At 56.3% G+C, this 15657-nt stretch carries 12 protein-coding genes; 3 read left to right on the forward strand and 9 right to left on the reverse strand.

Annotation, left to right across the window (positions count from 1 at the left end):
• Positions 1-101 precede the first annotated feature (101 nt).
• From hemL to KJI95_RS07985, 3 genes are all read right to left on the reverse strand, one after another.
• Positions 102-1385: a glutamate-1-semialdehyde 2,1-aminomutase gene (gene hemL, locus KJI95_RS07975; protein ID WP_214506645.1), complete on the reverse strand. Its 1284-nt coding sequence runs from the start codon at positions 1383-1385 to the stop codon at positions 102-104.
• Positions 1386-1417: 32 nt separating this feature from the next.
• Positions 1418-2437 (reverse strand): aspartate carbamoyltransferase, encoded by a 1020-nt coding sequence (locus tag KJI95_RS07980; RefSeq protein WP_214506646.1) that lies wholly within the window; start codon positions 2435-2437, stop codon positions 1418-1420.
• A 163-nt stretch (positions 2438-2600) separates the two neighbouring features.
• Positions 2601-4316 (reverse strand): chloride channel protein, encoded by a 1716-nt coding sequence (locus KJI95_RS07985; protein WP_214506647.1) that lies wholly within the window; start codon positions 4314-4316, stop codon positions 2601-2603.
• A 122-nt stretch (positions 4317-4438) separates the two neighbouring features.
• Between KJI95_RS07985 and KJI95_RS07990 the strand changes: the two genes are divergently transcribed.
• Both KJI95_RS07990 and erpA read left to right on the forward strand, forming a co-directional pair.
• Positions 4439-5218 carry a DUF6776 family protein gene (locus KJI95_RS07990; RefSeq protein ID WP_214506648.1) on the forward strand — a complete coding sequence of 260 codons (780 nt, stop codon included), beginning with the start codon at positions 4439-4441 and terminating at the stop codon, positions 5216-5218.
• 19 nt (positions 5219-5237) lie between these two features.
• Positions 5238-5588, forward strand: a complete 351-nt coding sequence (gene erpA / locus KJI95_RS07995) for an iron-sulfur cluster insertion protein ErpA (RefSeq protein WP_214506649.1) — start codon at positions 5238-5240, stop codon at positions 5586-5588.
• Positions 5589-5790: 202 nt separating this feature from the next.
• Here the strand turns inward: erpA and KJI95_RS08000 are convergent, their stop codons facing one another.
• The 4 genes from KJI95_RS08000 to KJI95_RS08015 form a co-directional block, all read right to left on the reverse strand.
• Positions 5791-6294, reverse strand: a complete 504-nt coding sequence (locus KJI95_RS08000) for a hypothetical protein (protein WP_432653786.1) — start codon at positions 6292-6294, stop codon at positions 5791-5793.
• Between the two features lie 12 nt (positions 6295-6306).
• Entirely contained in the window at positions 6307-6681 is a 375-nt protein-coding gene (locus KJI95_RS08005) for a DUF2750 domain-containing protein (protein ID WP_214506650.1), read from the reverse strand.
• Between the two features lie 204 nt (positions 6682-6885).
• On the reverse strand, positions 6886-7581 hold the full coding sequence (aqpZ, locus tag KJI95_RS08010) for an aquaporin Z (RefSeq protein ID WP_214506651.1): 696 nt from the start codon (positions 7579-7581) through the stop codon (positions 6886-6888).
• A 160-nt stretch (positions 7582-7741) separates the two neighbouring features.
• Positions 7742-10423, reverse strand: coding sequence for an alpha/beta hydrolase family protein (locus KJI95_RS08015; protein ID WP_214506652.1), 2682 nt, complete (start codon positions 10421-10423; stop codon positions 7742-7744).
• Between the two features lie 464 nt (positions 10424-10887).
• On the opposite strand from KJI95_RS08015, the gene KJI95_RS08020 reads away from it, so the two are divergent.
• A complete protein-coding gene (locus KJI95_RS08020) occupies positions 10888-12993 on the forward strand; it encodes a winged helix-turn-helix domain-containing protein (RefSeq protein ID WP_214506653.1) in 2106 nt (701 codons plus the stop codon).
• A gap of 81 nt (positions 12994-13074) precedes the next feature.
• Here the strand turns inward: KJI95_RS08020 and KJI95_RS08025 are convergent, their stop codons facing one another.
• Both KJI95_RS08025 and KJI95_RS08030 read right to left on the reverse strand, forming a co-directional pair.
• Positions 13075-14184, reverse strand: a complete 1110-nt coding sequence (locus KJI95_RS08025; RefSeq protein WP_214506654.1) for an anhydro-N-acetylmuramic acid kinase — start codon at positions 14182-14184, stop codon at positions 13075-13077.
• Positions 14181-15605, reverse strand: a complete 1425-nt coding sequence (locus KJI95_RS08030) for a peptidoglycan DD-metalloendopeptidase family protein (RefSeq protein ID WP_214506655.1) — start codon at positions 15603-15605, stop codon at positions 14181-14183. The genes KJI95_RS08025 and KJI95_RS08030 overlap by 4 nt, the downstream gene beginning before the upstream one ends.
• Between the last annotated feature and the right edge of the window lie 52 nt (positions 15606-15657).

Genomic DNA, 15657 nt, shown 5'->3' on the forward strand with positions numbered 1-15657 from the left:
CGCTAACCCTGCAGCGCGTAAAAAACAAAAGGACGCAGATGCGTCCTTTTTACCCTTCGACCGGCAAGGTTAACCGGTCAGCGATATGGGATTATGGCAGCTTACTTCATCCGTGCCAGTACGCGGTCGGCGGCGGCCAGCGTCTCTTCGATTTCTTTGTCGCCGTGTGCCATGGACAGGAAGCCTGCCTCGTAGGCGCTCGGAGCCAGATACACGCCCTCATCGAGCATGCCGTGGTAGAAGGCACGGAACTGATCCATGTTGCAGCGGGTCACCTGCTCAAAGCGGGTGATGTGCTGCTCGGCGGTGAAGAAGAAGCCGAACATGCCGCCAACGTAGTTGATGGCCATCGGGATGCCGTGCTTGTCGGCTGCGGCCTTGAAGCCTTCGGCGATGCGTTTGGACTTGGCCGCCAGCTCTTCATACAGGCCGTCGGCGCACAGGGCGTCGAGCTGCGCGAGCCCCGCGCTCATGGCAATCGGGTTACCTGACAGGGTGCCTGCCTGATACACAGGGCCTGCCGGTGCCAGATACTGCATTACTTCTTTTTTGCCGCCAAAGGCACCAACCGGCATACCGCCGCCGATGACCTTACCCAGGGTGGTGAGGTCCGGCGTTACGCCATAGTGGCCCTGAGCGCCGCTCTTGGAGACCCGGAAACCAGTCATTACTTCATCGATGATAAAGAGGGCGCCGTACTTGTCACAGATGGCGCGCAGGCCTTCAAGGAAGCCTGGCACAGGCGGGATACAGTTCATGTTGCCGGCAACCGGCTCGATGATGATACAGGCGATATCTTCAGGATACTGGTCGAAGAACGACTGCACGGACTCAAGGTCGTTATAAACAGCAGTGAGAGTGTGCTTGGCGAAGTCTTCAGGAATACCCGGGGAGCTTGGCTGACCCAGAGTCAGGGCGCCAGAACCTGCTTTTACCAGCAGACAGTCGGCGTGGCCGTGGTAGCAGCCTTCAAACTTAAGGATTTTGTCGCGCTTGGTGTAACCACGGGCCAGACGGATGGCGCTCATGGTGGCTTCAGTGCCTGAACTCACCATACGCACCTGATCCATGGATGGCACCATGGCAATGACTTTTTCGGCCATGGTGACTTCAAGTTCAGTCGGCGCGCCGAAAGACAAACCATTGTGAACGGCGTTGATCACCGCCTCGCGGATAGCAGGATGGTTGTGGCCCAGGATCATCGGACCCCAGGAGCCTACGTAGTCGATATAGGCCTTGCCGTCGGCATCATAGATGTAAGCGCCATCGGCTTTGTCGATAAAACGTGGAGTACCGCCCACGCCATTGAAGGCGCGCACCGGCGAGTTTACGCCGCCGGGAATGGATTTTTTAGCCTGTTCAAACAAGGTTTCAGAACGGGTCATGTACACAGATCCTTTAAGTCAGTGGCCGACGCTTAGAAGTCAGCCTTGCGTGAATACCAGTTAACCGGACACTCGTATTGTTCCAGCTGCTCATCTACCCCAAGGGTCAGAGCAAACAGCGCCATGCGGATGAGCAGCCCGTTGTCGGCCTGGCGGAAGATGGCCAGATTCGGGTGGCTGTTCAAATCATTATCCAGCTCGTTGGCCTGGGCGCGGGAGTCCCGTGGCAGCGGATGCATGATCACTGTGTTGGATTTGCAGTGCTGGGTATAGATGCTGCGGTTGAGGCGGAACTTACCGCGATACTTGTTGGCCTCTTCCTGTGATGGGAAGCGCTCTTCCTGAATACGGGTCAGGTACAGAATATCGGCCTGGTCCAGATTGCCTTCCAGCTGATCGGTTATTGTGACCTTGTGACCGGCATTTTCAATGTCAGCAATCACATAATCGGGCATTGCCAGTTCTTTTGGCGAAATCAGAGTGAAGCTGACGTTCTTGTACAGGCACAGCATACGCGACAGCGAGTGCACGGTGCGGCCAAACTTAAGGTCGCCCACCATGGCGATGTGCATACCGTCGATGCCGCGACCGGCGTGGCCGAGTTCCTTCTGGATGGTGAACAAATCCAGCAGTGCCTGGGTCGGGTGCTCGTTGGGGCCGTCGCCGCCGTTAATTACCGGTACCCGGCTGCCCTCGGCAAATTCACGCACTGAATAGGCATCGGGGTGACGCATGGCAATCACGTCAGAGTAGGTCGACAGCACCCTGGCGGTGTCGTACAGCGATTCGCCCTTGGAGAGTGAGGAGGCGGCCATGCCTACGGTTTCAGCCACCCGGCCGCCCAGCAGGTTAAAGGCGCAGCCAAAGCTCACCCGGGTACGGGTGCTGGGCTCAAAAAACAGGTTGCCCAAAATCGCACCATCCAGCACGCGGGTACGTTTTTCCCGCAGCGCATAGGGCGTCATACGTTCGGCAACACTGAAAATGGTGTGGATAGAGTCCAGATCGAACTGGTTTACGGAGAGGATGTGAGATCCCTTGAACTGAGTCATCAGCCGGCTTTCCAAATGCTGTGGGGCGAAGCGGTAAACTACCTTTTCGGCCCTGGGTTTCGTAGGGTTTGGCTGAGGCGCAACTATAGCAGAAGGGCCGCCCCATTGAAATGCCGCAGGGAAAATTCCCCGCCTTTTGTCCGGTAAACCTGTGTGGCAGGCGTTACAGCTGGCCTGAGCGGATCTCCTGCTGCAGATTGGACCAACTTATCACCCCGACCAGATTGTCGCGGCTGCCCTGATAGATATACACCTCGCCGGTGCGTTTGGGCGACAGCAGGCTGTAGACCTCATCCAGGGTGGCGCTGTCCGGCAGGCCTTGCATTGGCTGGCGCGACAAGGTCGTTGTGTCGTCAAAGGAGTGCATCTCCAGGCGCAGCATTTGAATGTCGCCCTCATCGCCGCGCACCAGCACAGGGCGCCCTTCGGCGCGTTTGAGCACTTCAAGCAGCAGGGCGTCATCGTTTTTGACCACCACAAAACGGCGGTTCATCAGTGCCCGCACCCCAAGGAGTTGCAGCCCTTGATTGAGTGGTGGCACCTTGTAGCCAAGCCCCATGATGTCGAGCTGACGCAGTAAAATCGAGTCAGCCCTAAGCCACTGATAGGCGACAAGATACGCCGGAATGGTCACGAACATGGCGGGCAGAATAATGGCCGCATCGTTGGTAAGCTCCAATAGCGCCACCAGCGCCGCCAGCGGCGCACTCAGGCACACGCCCATCATGGCGGTCATGCCAATCACGGTGTAAAGCCCCACATAAGGCGCGATAGAGGGGAACAGCATGGCACTGATAAGCGCCAGAATGCCGCCAAGCAGCGCGCCGATGCCGTAGAGCGGGCCGATAAGTCCGCCGGGAATGCCAAGGCCAATGGCGGCGATGGTGGCCACCATTTTGCCAATCAAGACCGCAATCAGCAGCAAAAGCTCTGGGTTGTCGGCAATCACGGCGTTAATGGCGAGATCGCCGGAGCCCAGCGACTGGGGCAGGGCGATACCGATAATGGTGGTCACACTGCCTGCAATCAGCAGACGAATGATGAGCGGCCAGTGCTGACCGGTGGCAGTCACCTTAAGCAGCGTCCAGTTAAAGGCCGCCGCTGCCACACCGAGCCCAAGGCCGCCAAGCAGCAGCAAGGGGTAATGGTCCAGCGGAATACGTATTACCTGAATGCTGTCGTACTCGTGAATATTGCCAAACACCAGTTGGCTGGTCACGGCGCCGCAAATGGCCGAAATCATGATGGGGAAGAAGTAGTGCAGCTTGTATTCGCGAACTATGACCTCAAACACAAACACCACGGCGGCAAGGGGGGCGTTAAAGGTAGCGGCGATACCGGCCGCGATGCCACTGGCGCACATGATGCGCACACTGTTGTCGGGCAGTTTGAATTTTTCGGCAAGGACACTCGCGCTTACCGCGCCAAGGTGAATGGCCGGGCCTTCGCGGCCGACCGAGAAGTTGCTGGCAAGTGCAATCAGCGCCTGAAAAAATTGTCCGGCCGCCGATTGCAGCGGAATTTTGCCGTAGTGGAGTTTGTAGCGGTGCAGCACGTAGGCGATACCCATGCGCCGGTAACGTTTGGAGCCTAAGGTCGCCACCAGCCAAATCAGCAGCGCCCCCAAAAGCGGCAGCAGCGCCCGCCAGTCGTATACCACATCGTGGATATCCATCTGTTCAATGCCGGTGACGCTGTTGGCACCTTCAAGCAGCAATCTGAACAGAATAATGACCACAGAAGCAATAAGCGCAAAGCACAGCGCAAGCGCACACAGCTGGGTGCTGACCCGTGCCTGGGACAGTTTGTCTCTGAGAGTGGTGTGCAGGTAGCCCTTGGCAAGACGCCTGAAAGCATCCAGCCGGCTTTTGAATTTCATGCCTGAATTATGCCCCTGGCTTTGGGTACTGGCCTTGGCCATGCCTTAGCTGCTATTCTGCCCCGTCCGGATAAATCCCAGCGAAAATTGCAGGGATGATTTTACTAAGGGGCTGTTATTCAATGGCGAATTATCATCGTTGGCTCGATCGGCTGCAAGTGATGGAGCGTAAATTCCGTCCTTCGAGCTGGTATTTGTGTTTATTGATGCTGGTCGCTTTTTTGCTCGGCGCCCTCAGCTACCATCTGACCTTGTCGCTGGATCAGCCGGTGCTGAACCTCGGCGGCGGCAAGGTAAAGCGTCTGACCGAAGAGCTTAAAGTCCAGTCGCAGCTGGTGGCCAGTCGCAATCTTGAAATCGCGGTGGAAAAAGAAGCCAACGCGCAAATGCAGAAAATGTTCGCCGAGCAGGCGGCCAAACAGCGTGAGCTGGAGCGGGAGCTGTCGTTTTACAAGGCGGTAGTGGCCCCCAACGAGAGCGCCGAGGGCGTGACCATTCACGGCATGGAGCTGTTGCCTTTTGGCAGCGACGGCCAGCAAAAAATCAAAGTGATCCTGACCCAGCTGCAAAAGAAAAAGCAGAATATACACGGGGCGCTTGATGTCAGCCTGCAGGGGTTCAACAAGGATGGCAGCAAGCAGGAATACAAACTTGCCGAAGTGGGTGGCAAGCTGGAAGACTTTGATTTCCGTTATTATCAGGTGCTGGAAACCCCGATCTCCTTGCCGGCGGACTTTCAGTTAACCTCCATCAAGGCCCGCTTGAAAGTGGCCAAAAGCAAGCACAATCAGGCGGCTTCGGCCGAGCAAAGCTTCAGCCTGCCAAGGCTCACAGGCGAGGCAAAAGAACCCGGTATAATACTTGAACAAAACAGTCAGGTAACGGATAATTCCGCGCAGTAATCTGAAGTACGAGGTAGTAATGTCTGAACAAGCTGACGTAGCCATGCCCATCACATTCACCGATGCCGCTGCTGCCAAGGTCAAAGCGCTGCTGGATGAAGAGCAGAATGAGGCCCTGAAGCTGCGTGTTTATGTGACCGGTGGCGGTTGCTCGGGTTTCCAATATGGTTTTACCTTTGATGAAAAGGTAAACGAGGGTGATTTCACCGTGGAAAAACAGGGCGTACAGCTGGTGGTTGACCCAATGAGCCTGCAATACCTGATGGGTGGCGAAGTAGACTACACCTCGGGTCTGGAAGGTTCACGTTTCTTCGTGAAGAACCCCAACGCCACCACGACCTGTGGCTGTGGCGCCAGCTTCTCGGTGTAAGCCTTTCGCTTGCTCCTGTGTGCAGGCATGTTGGCCGTTGAACGATCCATGTTGGCCGTTAAACGAACTGAGCATGCAGCAATCAAAAAAACCGCCCAAGGGCGGTTTTTTGTTTAACAGAGCAGTTGTTTAACAGAGCAGTTGTTTAATAGAGCAGTTGTTTAACAGAGCAGCTGTTTAGCAAAGCATAGCGAAGCCGGTATCAGCTCATGATATTAAAGTTGGGATCGCGGGTAAAAAAGCGGCCAACTTTTGGGGTAAACACCAAGAGTACCTGCAGCGCACCAAAGAGGATAAGCACTCCAAAAATGGTGTGATCCGAGGCTTCAATTTGCAGTGAGCCCAGCTTCAGTGTGTTGGGGCCGGTCGCCACGTTCTCACCCTGATCCAGAATAAAGGGCAGCATGCTGAACATGCCAAGCTGCACCAGGGTATAGCCGCGCAAAAACCACAATCCGGCCTTTTGGCGCGCAAATACCGCCAGCACCATCAGCAGCGTCAGCAGGCAAAAGAGCACGCCCTGCTTGGCCACCAAACCACTGACCGATGCCAGGGTATACAGCAGCATCAGTGCTATCAGGCGCTTGGGCATGGGGCTTTTTGCCGCCGTGCCCGCTTGCTCAGCTACGGCCGTTTGCTCTGTTGCGGCTGATGCCAGTGTTGGCTCATCAGCCTGAGTCTTATTCTGGGTAGGGTCTTGAGCCATGACTACCTCAGATTAATGACGGGTCTTGGGTTTGATACGGCCTTCCAGATCCCAGGGCGGAACCACCACACCCAGATCGTCCTGTACCGGGAACACGGCAACCAGCAGTTCATCGTCTTCCATGCCGGTAACCCAGCGCTCCAGCCATTCGTCCAGCGGAATAGACAGCGGCTCACAGTCTTTCCATTCATCCACGGCCCACTGGGCAGCGGCTTCTTCACTTGGCCACATCGGGATGCAGTCTTCATCTTCGGTGGTCAGCATTACGCAGCCATCGACGTCCTGCAGGGTCCAGATCTCCTGGTTGGCTTTGACTTCTTCCACCAGATAGTCGTAACGCGCTTCCGGGGTCATGGCGGTGATTTGCGCCAGGGTTTTCTTGCTCATCAATAAACTCTCTTGGGAGGGACAAGTTGCGTGCCAGAGCACGGCATTAATTGGCGGCATGGTACCACTTGTTGCCGACGGGAAAAAGGCGCTTAAATCATGAGCGCCTCGGTGAGCGCCCGGTGTGCGCGATAAAACGGCGGCCCAAAAGTGAAAAGAGCCGCAGTGCGGCTCTTTTCACTTTTGGCGTAACGCTCAAAATGCTCAGTCGCGGCTTTCAAAGCTGCGATAGATGATGCCGGCAATAATCGCACCGACAATGGGTGCCACCCAGAACACCCACAGCTGTGACACGGCCCAGTCACCCACAAACAGCGCAGGGCCGGTGGAGCGGGCTGGGTTTACCGAGGTGTTGGACACAGGAATGCTGATAAGGTGAATAAGGGTCAGGCCAAGGCCGATGGCGATGGGGGCAAAACCCGCCGGCGCGCGTTTATCGGTGGCGCCAAGGATAATCAACAGGAAAAACGCCGTCAGAACCACTTCACATACCAGCACCGCCGTCAGGCTGTAACCGCCGGGTGAGTGCTCGGCAAAGCCGTTGGAAGCAAAACCGCCCGAGAGCGAGAAGCCTGCCTGGCCGGAGGCAATCAGGTACAGAATACCGGCACCGGCAATGGCGCCTGTTACCTGCGCCGCAATATAAGGCAGCAGTTCACTGGCAGGAAAACGGCCGCCGGCCCACAGGCCAAATGAAACAGCCGGGTTTAAGTGGCAGCCAGAAATATGGCCGATGGCAAAGGCCATGGTCAGCACTGTCAGGCCGAACGCCAGTGATACCCCTACAAAGCCAATTCCTAGCTCCGGAAACGCCGCCGCCAACACGGCGCTGCCGCAGCCGCCCAGTACCAACCACAGTGTGCCGAGAAACTCGGCCAGCATTTTTTGTGTCATGTTCATCGCAAGTCATCCTCTGATCCGGGCTTAGCCGCGGAACTTGTTATTGAGCGCACGTGCCGGATCCCTGTGGGATACCTCCTTCCGGCTATTTATCATGGCGCTGCCTGCTGCTGCTTAGATATCAACCAGAAGATGGATTTACGACTAATTGCGATGAAAATCAGTGCTTAATTGTATCTTTCTCTACGCTGGTCAGTGGTTTTTGCTGGCCGCTTAGGTGGGTTTTAAGCCAATTATCCTGCTCCCACAGCAAATGCAGCAGAGATTCCCGGGCCTTGTAGCTGTGACCTTCAAAGGGCAGGTTCACCAGCCGGACCTGGCCGCCAAGGCTTGATACCGCATCAAACAGCCTTGCCGACTGAATGGGGTTGGTACCCGGGTTGGTGTCGGCCTCGCCGTGGATAAGCAGCAGCGGCGCGCGGATTTTATCGGCGTAATTAAAGGGCGACATGCCCTGATACAGCTGCTGCGCCTGCCAGTAATTGCGCCGCTCATTCTGGAAACCAAAGGGCGTGAGACTGCGGTTATAGGCGCCGCTGCGGGCAATGCCGGCGGCAAATAAATCGGTGTGGGCCAGCAGGTTAACCGTCATAAAGGCGCCATACGAATGGCCGCCAATGGCGATTTTATCCGGCGCGGCGATGCCACGCTCCACCAGTACCTTCACCGCGGCTTCGGCGTTGGCAATCAGCTGCGGTAAAAAGCTGTCGTTGGCGGGGTTATCCTTACTGCCGATAATCGGCATCGATACCTTGTCGAACACGGCTATACCGCCGGCGAGCATGGCCTGGGCACTGAGCGGACTTATGCCAGGATACTCAAGTGGGCTGTGGCTGATTTGCGCGGCGACATCTGTGCTGTTGTATTCCCGCGGATAGGCCCAGATAAGCACCGGCAAGGGGCCATCACTCTTTTTATAGCCGGGTGGCAGATGCAGGGTGCCAGATAACTTCTGGCCATCGGCGCGCTCGAAGCGAATGAGTTCGCGGCTGCTGTTTTCAGCAAGGAGTTGGCGACGGGCAAGGGGGGCAATCAACTGGCGGCTCTCGCTCTCGCTCTGAGTCTGAGCCTGAGCCTGAGTCTGAGTCTGGGTCTGAGTCTGAGTCTGATTCTGGCTTTCGTGCTTGCGTTGATGCTGGTTAGGCCGCACTAGATAAAGCGCTGGTGGCTCGTGGGGTGTTTCGCGTTTGACCAGCAGGGTCAGCGGCTCAAGGGCGAGAATTGCCTCGACCTGCTCGAGCGCATCCAGCGGGCTTTGCCACAATGTCTTGCTGTCAGCGCCGGGGGCGCTTTGACGTACAAAGGGGCGCATGCCGTCATCTGAGTGGCCTTCGCCATAATGGATCATGGTACCATCGCGGGTGGCGATAACCGACGTGCCGCCCTGGCGTACCCGGTGCAGGGTGCCGGGGCGCTGGTAGGTATCGCGGCTGCTGATTTGATACCAATCCTTAAGGCCTGGGTTGGCATCGCTTTGGGCTTGCTGGTTATTGCTTTGGGATGGCTGTTTGTTGATTTGCGCATCAATCACAAGCGTGTCAGCTGCTGCTGAGTCGCTGGCCGGTAAGTAAAGACTTACCCTGACTTCCTGCACCGAACGCTTTTTCTGGGTGATAAGAATGCCGTTATCGTCGCGCCAATCAAGGTCGATGATAGGCCACTTCACCTCGGTAAGTTGCACAGGCTCTGTATCAAATGGCGGTGCGAGCGTCCAAATCCGGTCGCGCCAGCGCGTCTTGCCTTTATCGTCAGTAAATTCATGGCTTTGGGCCCACACCAGCTCGCCCTTGGGCGACCACTGCCACAGGCGGGGTTTGGGCGCTGGATTGTCATCATCTTCGTTTTCGTTGTCGGCGCCGGCAAGGTGCTGCTCAAACTTAAGCGTTGAGTCCTTCAAGGAAATAACCTGCACCCGCTTGGGAAAACCGCGATAACCCACGCGCAGTGAATAGGGCTTATCCAGGCTTACGATGAGGAGATGCGCGCCATCGGGGGAGGGGGAAATGTCTTTAAGCGCGCTCGGCTCAGTCAGCGCTGTTACCTTGCCATGTCGGTCGATAAGGCTTGGCGTTGCCATAATCTGCGCCTCAAACAGTGAGGCATCGAGCGGATTTTTAAGCAGATTGGCGTGGGTACGACGGCTGCCCTGCGCTGGCGTGCTTTCTTTGATGGTTGGCGGCGGCAGTACTGAGCTTATTTTGGGCGCACTGGTATCGATACCAGCGACAACGGCACTGCTGTCTGGCAGCCACGCATAATTCACCCCCAGGCTGAAATTAAGCCGCGCGGCAGGGACGGCCTGAATCGCTCCTTTGGGGATATCGATAAAATGCAGCACCGGCCGCTCACTTGCCAGGCTTATCAGGCTAAGGCTTTGACTGTCTGGCGAAAACCGCGGCGCGATATAGGGCATCAGTTGCCCGATACCCGCTACTGCGATGCTGCGCTTGCCATCACTGCTGATAAGTTTAAGGCTTTGGTAGATGGGGCCCGGGTCCTTGGGTAAGTCGGTCAGGGTATCGATTTCGCTGCCGCCAAGTTTCATCAGCGGTCTTGCAAGTTCGTTGAGTGACGCATTGGCCCTCTGGTTGGCGAGAAGCAACCACTTACTGTCCGGCGACAGCTGCACCTTGGTATCCTTGCTGGCATCAACCATTTGCACATAGGCTGTGGGTGGCAATTGGTAGCCATCCGGCATCTGAGGTGCCGGGGTTGAGGCGCTGACTGAGGCCGCCTGCTTCATAAAAGTGCTATTGGCAAAAGCGTCGGGCTTATCCGGGCGGCTCAGCTCGGCGCCATGGGCGGACATCAAAAACAGCAGCGTCAGCAGCATAAATGGCATAAGTATCAAGCTGTTTTTAGCAGCAAAGCTTAAGTGGCTTCGGCCTGTATCCTGCTTTAACACCCTTGAGTAAGCGTGACTTTGAGATATAGATAAGGCGCTGCAAGCTTCACGTGCCGAGGCGTGCGGCCGCGCTGCTGTCGCCTGCGCGCGAACTGCCGCGGACGGTTTTTGTGACTCATTGAGTGGATGCATGCAATTGCCTGTCTCTATTGGTATAGGTTGTTATAGGTGTGATTTGGCTTTGTAAAAAATGTCGGCGGCCACGGCAATCGAGCAGCGCTCTTTTCTTGCTTGTTTATATCTCTATTTAAAATCTATTTCTTATATAAACAAATAGTTGTATTAATGATGAAATGGCTAAAGCTATTGTCATCAAACTCACATGGCTTTTACAATGGCGCCAGAGCGCATGAGGCAAAGTCAGGTTTGCCGGCGGTAATAATTTTTTGGACAGTCAAGTTATGACCGAGACAACACATCATGTATTCCAGCTGGGGATGTGCCGGGTGGATGCCAGTGATAACAGCCTGAGTTTTGCTGCTACGGCCAGTGAACCTGTGCAGCGCGTAACCCTACAGCCCAAGTTTATTGAAGTGCTCACTTACCTTGCTGAGCGTTACCCCCGGGTGGTGACCCGCGAGGAGCTTATCACCGACATCTGGGAGGGCAACGGCTATGTGGGCGAAAAAGCCCTGACCAATGCCATTTGGCACCTGCGTCAGCACCTTGGCAAACTGAGCGATGAAGAGGCGATTGAAACCGTCAGAAAGACGGGGTATCGGCTCTGTATCGAGCCGCAGTTTGAGCGCGTCGCTGAAGATCCCACAGAGGATCTTGAACAGAAGGTGCGTAACCTTGGTCGCGGCGTGTCGATTTTGCTGTTGTCGCTGGCGCTGCTGGTGGCACTGATTGCCCACCATTGGTACACAGACTCCCAGCATCGCCCGTTCGGGATAGAGCGCCTCACCGCCGATGGTGGCTCGGAGCGTTTTCCGGCCGTGTCGCCCGATGGCCGCTTTTTGGTGTATGGCGGTCAGCAGCCCGGCAAAAAAGGCAGCCTGTTTCAGCTTGAACTGCATAATCCAAGCGCCAGCCCCAAGCAGCTGACATCCAGTGAGACAGATGAGCTGCGCGCTGTGTGGTCCCTTGATGGCACGGCGCTCTATTTCCCAAGCCAAACCGGTAAGGGCTGCAGCATCATGCGCCTGACATTGAAAGACGGTCATTTGCAGCCGTTGACTGAATGCAGCAGCGCCACCGCCTCGATTGACCTGTCACCGGACGGCAAAACCCTCGCTTATATAGGTGAGGGGCCGGAAGATGCGTCTACCGGCATTATGTTTCTGGATTTGACCCAGGAGGATGCAAAGCCCCAGCGCCAATCCTGCGACAGTGACTGCGCCTACCGCGATCGTGATTTCAGCTTCAGCCCCGATGGACGTTATCTCGCTATTGCCCGCCGTTTTGGCGATATTTCGGAAGACATATTCCTTCGCTCACTGAGCGATGGCACAGAGCGGCGTCTGACCCAGGGCATTGAAGATATCCGTGGCCTGTCCTGGCATGATGACGGCAGAAGGCTGGTGTTCAGCACCGAAGAAGCGGGCAACCGCGACGGTTTTGTGCTCGATACCGACACCGGCGAGATAACGCCGCTGCATGTGGATGGCCTGAGCTACCCAAGGTTTATTCCCGACTCCGATGAGCTGGTGTTTTACCATTACAACAACCATCGCCAGATGGTGACAGTGCCGCCGTTTGCCGAGGTGGCGCAGGCGCCGTTTCCGATGATTTACGGAAACTTCAGCCAGCGCTATGTCGACTACTCGGCCGCCGCCAACCGGCTGGTGTTTGTGTCGAACGAGTCGGGCTACAACGAAATCTGGACCTCGGCTCCCGATGGCTCTCGTCGCCAGATGCACACCGAGCTTAAGCGCCAGGCGGCATCGCCGGCCTGGTCCCACGATGGCACCCGCATCGCCTTTGTCGCCGCCGACACCAATCATGAGGGCAACAAGCTGCATGTGCTCGATACCCGCGATAACAGCATTCGGGTGCTGGCGTCGCCATACATCAACCATGGCCGGCCTGAGTGGAGTGGCGATGACAGCTTTTTGATGGCAAGCACCCTTGATGGCCTGACCCGCTTTAACTTCAACAACGCTGAGCCTGCGGTGTTTTCGCCGGTGCAGGTGCGCCGCATGCAGGTGGAAGGGGAGTGGCTGTATTTTACCTATGCCGATGGCCCGAGGGGCTTGTGGCGGATGCCGTGGGATAAACCGGCAGAGCCGCAGCAGCTGCTGTCATCGCGCCAGCTCACGGATGGCTATGTGTGGACTGTGACTGAAGACGGGGTGTTTTACCGTGCGCCCAATTCTGCATCGACCCTGCTAAGCTTCTACGACTTTAACTCAGGCGAAAGTCGCGCCATTATCAATCTGCCTCCCAACAGCATCAGCAGGCAGGAAAGCATGGCGTGGATCCCGGGCAGCCGCGAGCTCATTATGGTGTCCTGGAGTTACCCGCGCCGCGATGTGATGCTGCTTAGGCACCCGGCGCTGCAGTAAGACAAATGAGTTTGACGAGTATAAAAAAACGGCCAACCGGCCGTTTTTTCATGGTGTGACAGCAAGCGCTTGGCGGGTGCGTTAATTCGCCGGGAAGCGCGCGCCAAGCACGGCCATGCGTTTTGCGCCGGTGACCGCAGGCAGGTTGGCCGGTAAGCCCTGATGATGGCGCAGCGCCAGCCAGGCAAAGGCAATGCCTTCGACCCACTTGGGGTCGACCCCGAGCGCCGAGGTGGTTTCTATGCTGTAACCGGGCAGCAGGGCGCCGAGTCGGCGCACCAGCGCGCCATTGAGCGCGCCGCCGCCACAGACAAACAGCTCGCCTTCCCACGACAGCTTATAGATATCCTGGGCTATGCTGCGGCAGGTCAAATCCAGCAGGGTGGATTGAATATCGGCTTCATCCAGATTGGCAAAGTCTTCCAGTTGCTGCTCAAGCCAGGCGCGGTTAAACAGCTCGCGGCCGGTGCTCTTGGGGTGCGACAGTGCAAAATAGGGGTGAGACAACAGCTGGGTCAGCAGCTTGTCGTTGGTGTTGCCACTGTCGGCAAAAGCGCCGTCGGCATCAAAGGGTTGCTGACGTACTTCCTGCACCCAGGCATCAATCAGGGTATTGCCGGGGCCGGTATCAAAGCCGAGCACCGCATCGGCATTGCCCGGCAAAAAGGTGATATTGGCGATGCCGCCGATATTGAGAATGATGCGGCACTGGCCGTCTTTGGCAAATACCTGCTGATGGAATGCAGGCACCAGCGGCGCGCCCTGACCGCCAAGGGCGATGTCTTTACGGCGAAAATCGGCAATCACATCGATGCCGGTTTCGGCGGCTATGGTGTTGGGGTCGCCAATCTGCAGCGTAAAGCCCACTTCAAGGTTCGGCATGTGGCGCACTGTCTGGCCGTGGCTGCCGATGGCGGTGATGTCTTTGGCCTCAACGCCTGCCTTTTGCAGCAGGTTGTTTACTGCCTTGGCAAACAGCGAGCCGACGCTTCTGTCGAGCCTGCCGAGGCGGTTGATTTCATCCTGCCCGGGCTGACACAGGCGCTGCAGCCCCTTCAGCAGATGCTCAGGGATAGCTTCAGTGTGGGCGGCAACGAGCTTGGGCTCGGCGCCGGCAAAATCCACCAATACGGCGTCGACACCGTCCATGCTGGTGCCGGACATGAGTCCGATAAAAAGAGATTGGGTCATTGTGTCTGCTTTTCCTGTGACTTCATGGCCAGTTGCTGCTGCTTGTTGAACTCAATCTTGGCCATCAGATCCTTGCTGATGCGATTAAACTTGCCTTGCTCTTTTTTGCCGATGGAGTCGGCTTTGGGCAGATCCACGGTGCGCGGGTTGCGGTGCACGCCGTTGACAATAAATTCATAGTGCAGGTGCGCGCCGGTCACCCGGCCGGTTTTACCCAGGGTGCCGATGATTTGCCCCTGCTTTACGGTATCTCCCCGCTTTACCTTGTACTTGTTCAGGTGCAAATACTTGGTGGTGTAGGTGGAGTTGTGTTTGATAAACACATAGTTACCGTTGTATTGATTGTAGCCTGCTTCAACGACTTTACCGCCGCCGGCCGCCTTGATAGGGGTGCCAATGGCCGCCACATAATCCACACCGCGGTGGGCTTTCACCTGGCCAGTTACCGGATGCAGCCGCTTGGGGTTGAAGTTGGAGCTGACGTATTTGAAATCCACCGGCGAGCGTAAAAACGCCTTGCGCATGCCCTGACCGGTTTCGGAGTAATAGTTGCCGTCGTCATAACGAATGGCGGTAAAGCGCTCACCGTTATTGATAAATTCAGCCGCCAGAATGTTGCCGCTGCGCACATAGGTATCGTCGGCATAGTGTTTTTCATACAGGAGGGCAAAGCTGTCGCCCTTTTGCAAATCCTGGGCAAAGTCGATGTCCCAGCCGAAGATGGTGGCCAGATCCATGATTTGTGAGGCGTTTAACCCAGCATCCACCGCAGACGACCAAAAGTTACTGCGAATGGTGTTCTGGGCAAATTCGGTGCGGGTGGTCAGCTGTTTGACTTCGATTTTTTCGCTGTAGCCAGTGTCGGTTTTGGCAATCACCAGGGTGCTGACGGCATCGATGCGGTAATTGAGCTCGGCAAATTTGCCTTCGGCATCTTTTACGATGGCAATTTCTTCGCCGGGCATGATGGTCAACAGGTTTTTGCGTGCTTCGGGCAGCTGGCTGATTTCGTGCACGTCGCCGCTGGTCAGATCGGCGCGCTGAAATAAGGTTGCCAGGGTATCGCCCCGGGCAACTTCAAAGTGTTCTACTTCGCGGTTGGTGCCCTGGGGTTCATTCTGATTGGCCGTTTTGGATGCCTGTTTTAATTCATCGCGGCGATTGCTGCGGGCATCTTCAGGCTCTGATTCGCCATTGGGCGCACCAAAGCTGACTTCATCGCCCTTGGGCGGATGGGGCACGCGCTGTGACAGCGGAATAGTAAAGTCGACCTCGGAATGGGCCTCAGAAGGATACTGCCGGGAAGCCTCGGCTTCCTCAGACGGAAAAAAAAGCGACAGTGTGGTCAGCAATACAAGCACGCTCAACACGATTTGGTGTTTTTTTGGCAGCAGCTTGAACAGCGTAAGAACTTTGGTCATGTGAGTCTGGTATCAAATTATGACACGGTAAAAAACTGAGCCTAGTGTACAC

This window comes from Shewanella jiangmenensis (assembly GCF_018596335.1).
Lineage (GTDB): Bacteria > Pseudomonadota > Gammaproteobacteria > Enterobacterales > Shewanellaceae > Shewanella > Shewanella jiangmenensis.

What these genes read in the sequence shown, in the direction of transcription:
- hemL (WP_214506645.1), bottom strand. Translation starts at nt 1,385, where the DNA reads ATGACCCGTTCTGAAACCTTGTTTGAACAGGCTAAAAAATCCATTCCC.
- KJI95_RS07980 (WP_214506646.1), bottom strand. Translation starts at nt 2,437, where the DNA reads ATGACTCAGTTCAAGGGATCTCACATCCTCTCCGTAAACCAGTTCGAT.
- KJI95_RS07985 (WP_214506647.1), bottom strand. Translation starts at nt 4,316, where the DNA reads ATGAAATTCAAAAGCCGGCTGGATGCTTTCAGGCGTCTTGCCAAGGGC.
- KJI95_RS07990 (WP_214506648.1), top strand. Translation starts at nt 4,439, where the DNA reads ATGGCGAATTATCATCGTTGGCTCGATCGGCTGCAAGTGATGGAGCGT.
- erpA (WP_214506649.1), top strand. Translation starts at nt 5,238, where the DNA reads ATGTCTGAACAAGCTGACGTAGCCATGCCCATCACATTCACCGATGCC.
- KJI95_RS08000 (WP_432653786.1), bottom strand. Translation starts at nt 6,294, where the DNA reads ATGGCTCAAGACCCTACCCAGAATAAGACTCAGGCTGATGAGCCAACA.
- KJI95_RS08005 (WP_214506650.1), bottom strand. Translation starts at nt 6,681, where the DNA reads ATGAGCAAGAAAACCCTGGCGCAAATCACCGCCATGACCCCGGAAGCG.
- aqpZ (WP_214506651.1), bottom strand. Translation starts at nt 7,581, where the DNA reads ATGAACATGACACAAAAAATGCTGGCCGAGTTTCTCGGCACACTGTGG.
- KJI95_RS08015 (WP_214506652.1), bottom strand. Translation starts at nt 10,423, where the DNA reads ATGCCATTTATGCTGCTGACGCTGCTGTTTTTGATGTCCGCCCATGGC.
- KJI95_RS08020 (WP_214506653.1), top strand. Translation starts at nt 10,888, where the DNA reads ATGACCGAGACAACACATCATGTATTCCAGCTGGGGATGTGCCGGGTG.
- KJI95_RS08025 (WP_214506654.1), bottom strand. Translation starts at nt 14,184, where the DNA reads ATGACCCAATCTCTTTTTATCGGACTCATGTCCGGCACCAGCATGGAC.
- KJI95_RS08030 (WP_214506655.1), bottom strand. Translation starts at nt 15,605, where the DNA reads ATGACCAAAGTTCTTACGCTGTTCAAGCTGCTGCCAAAAAAACACCAA.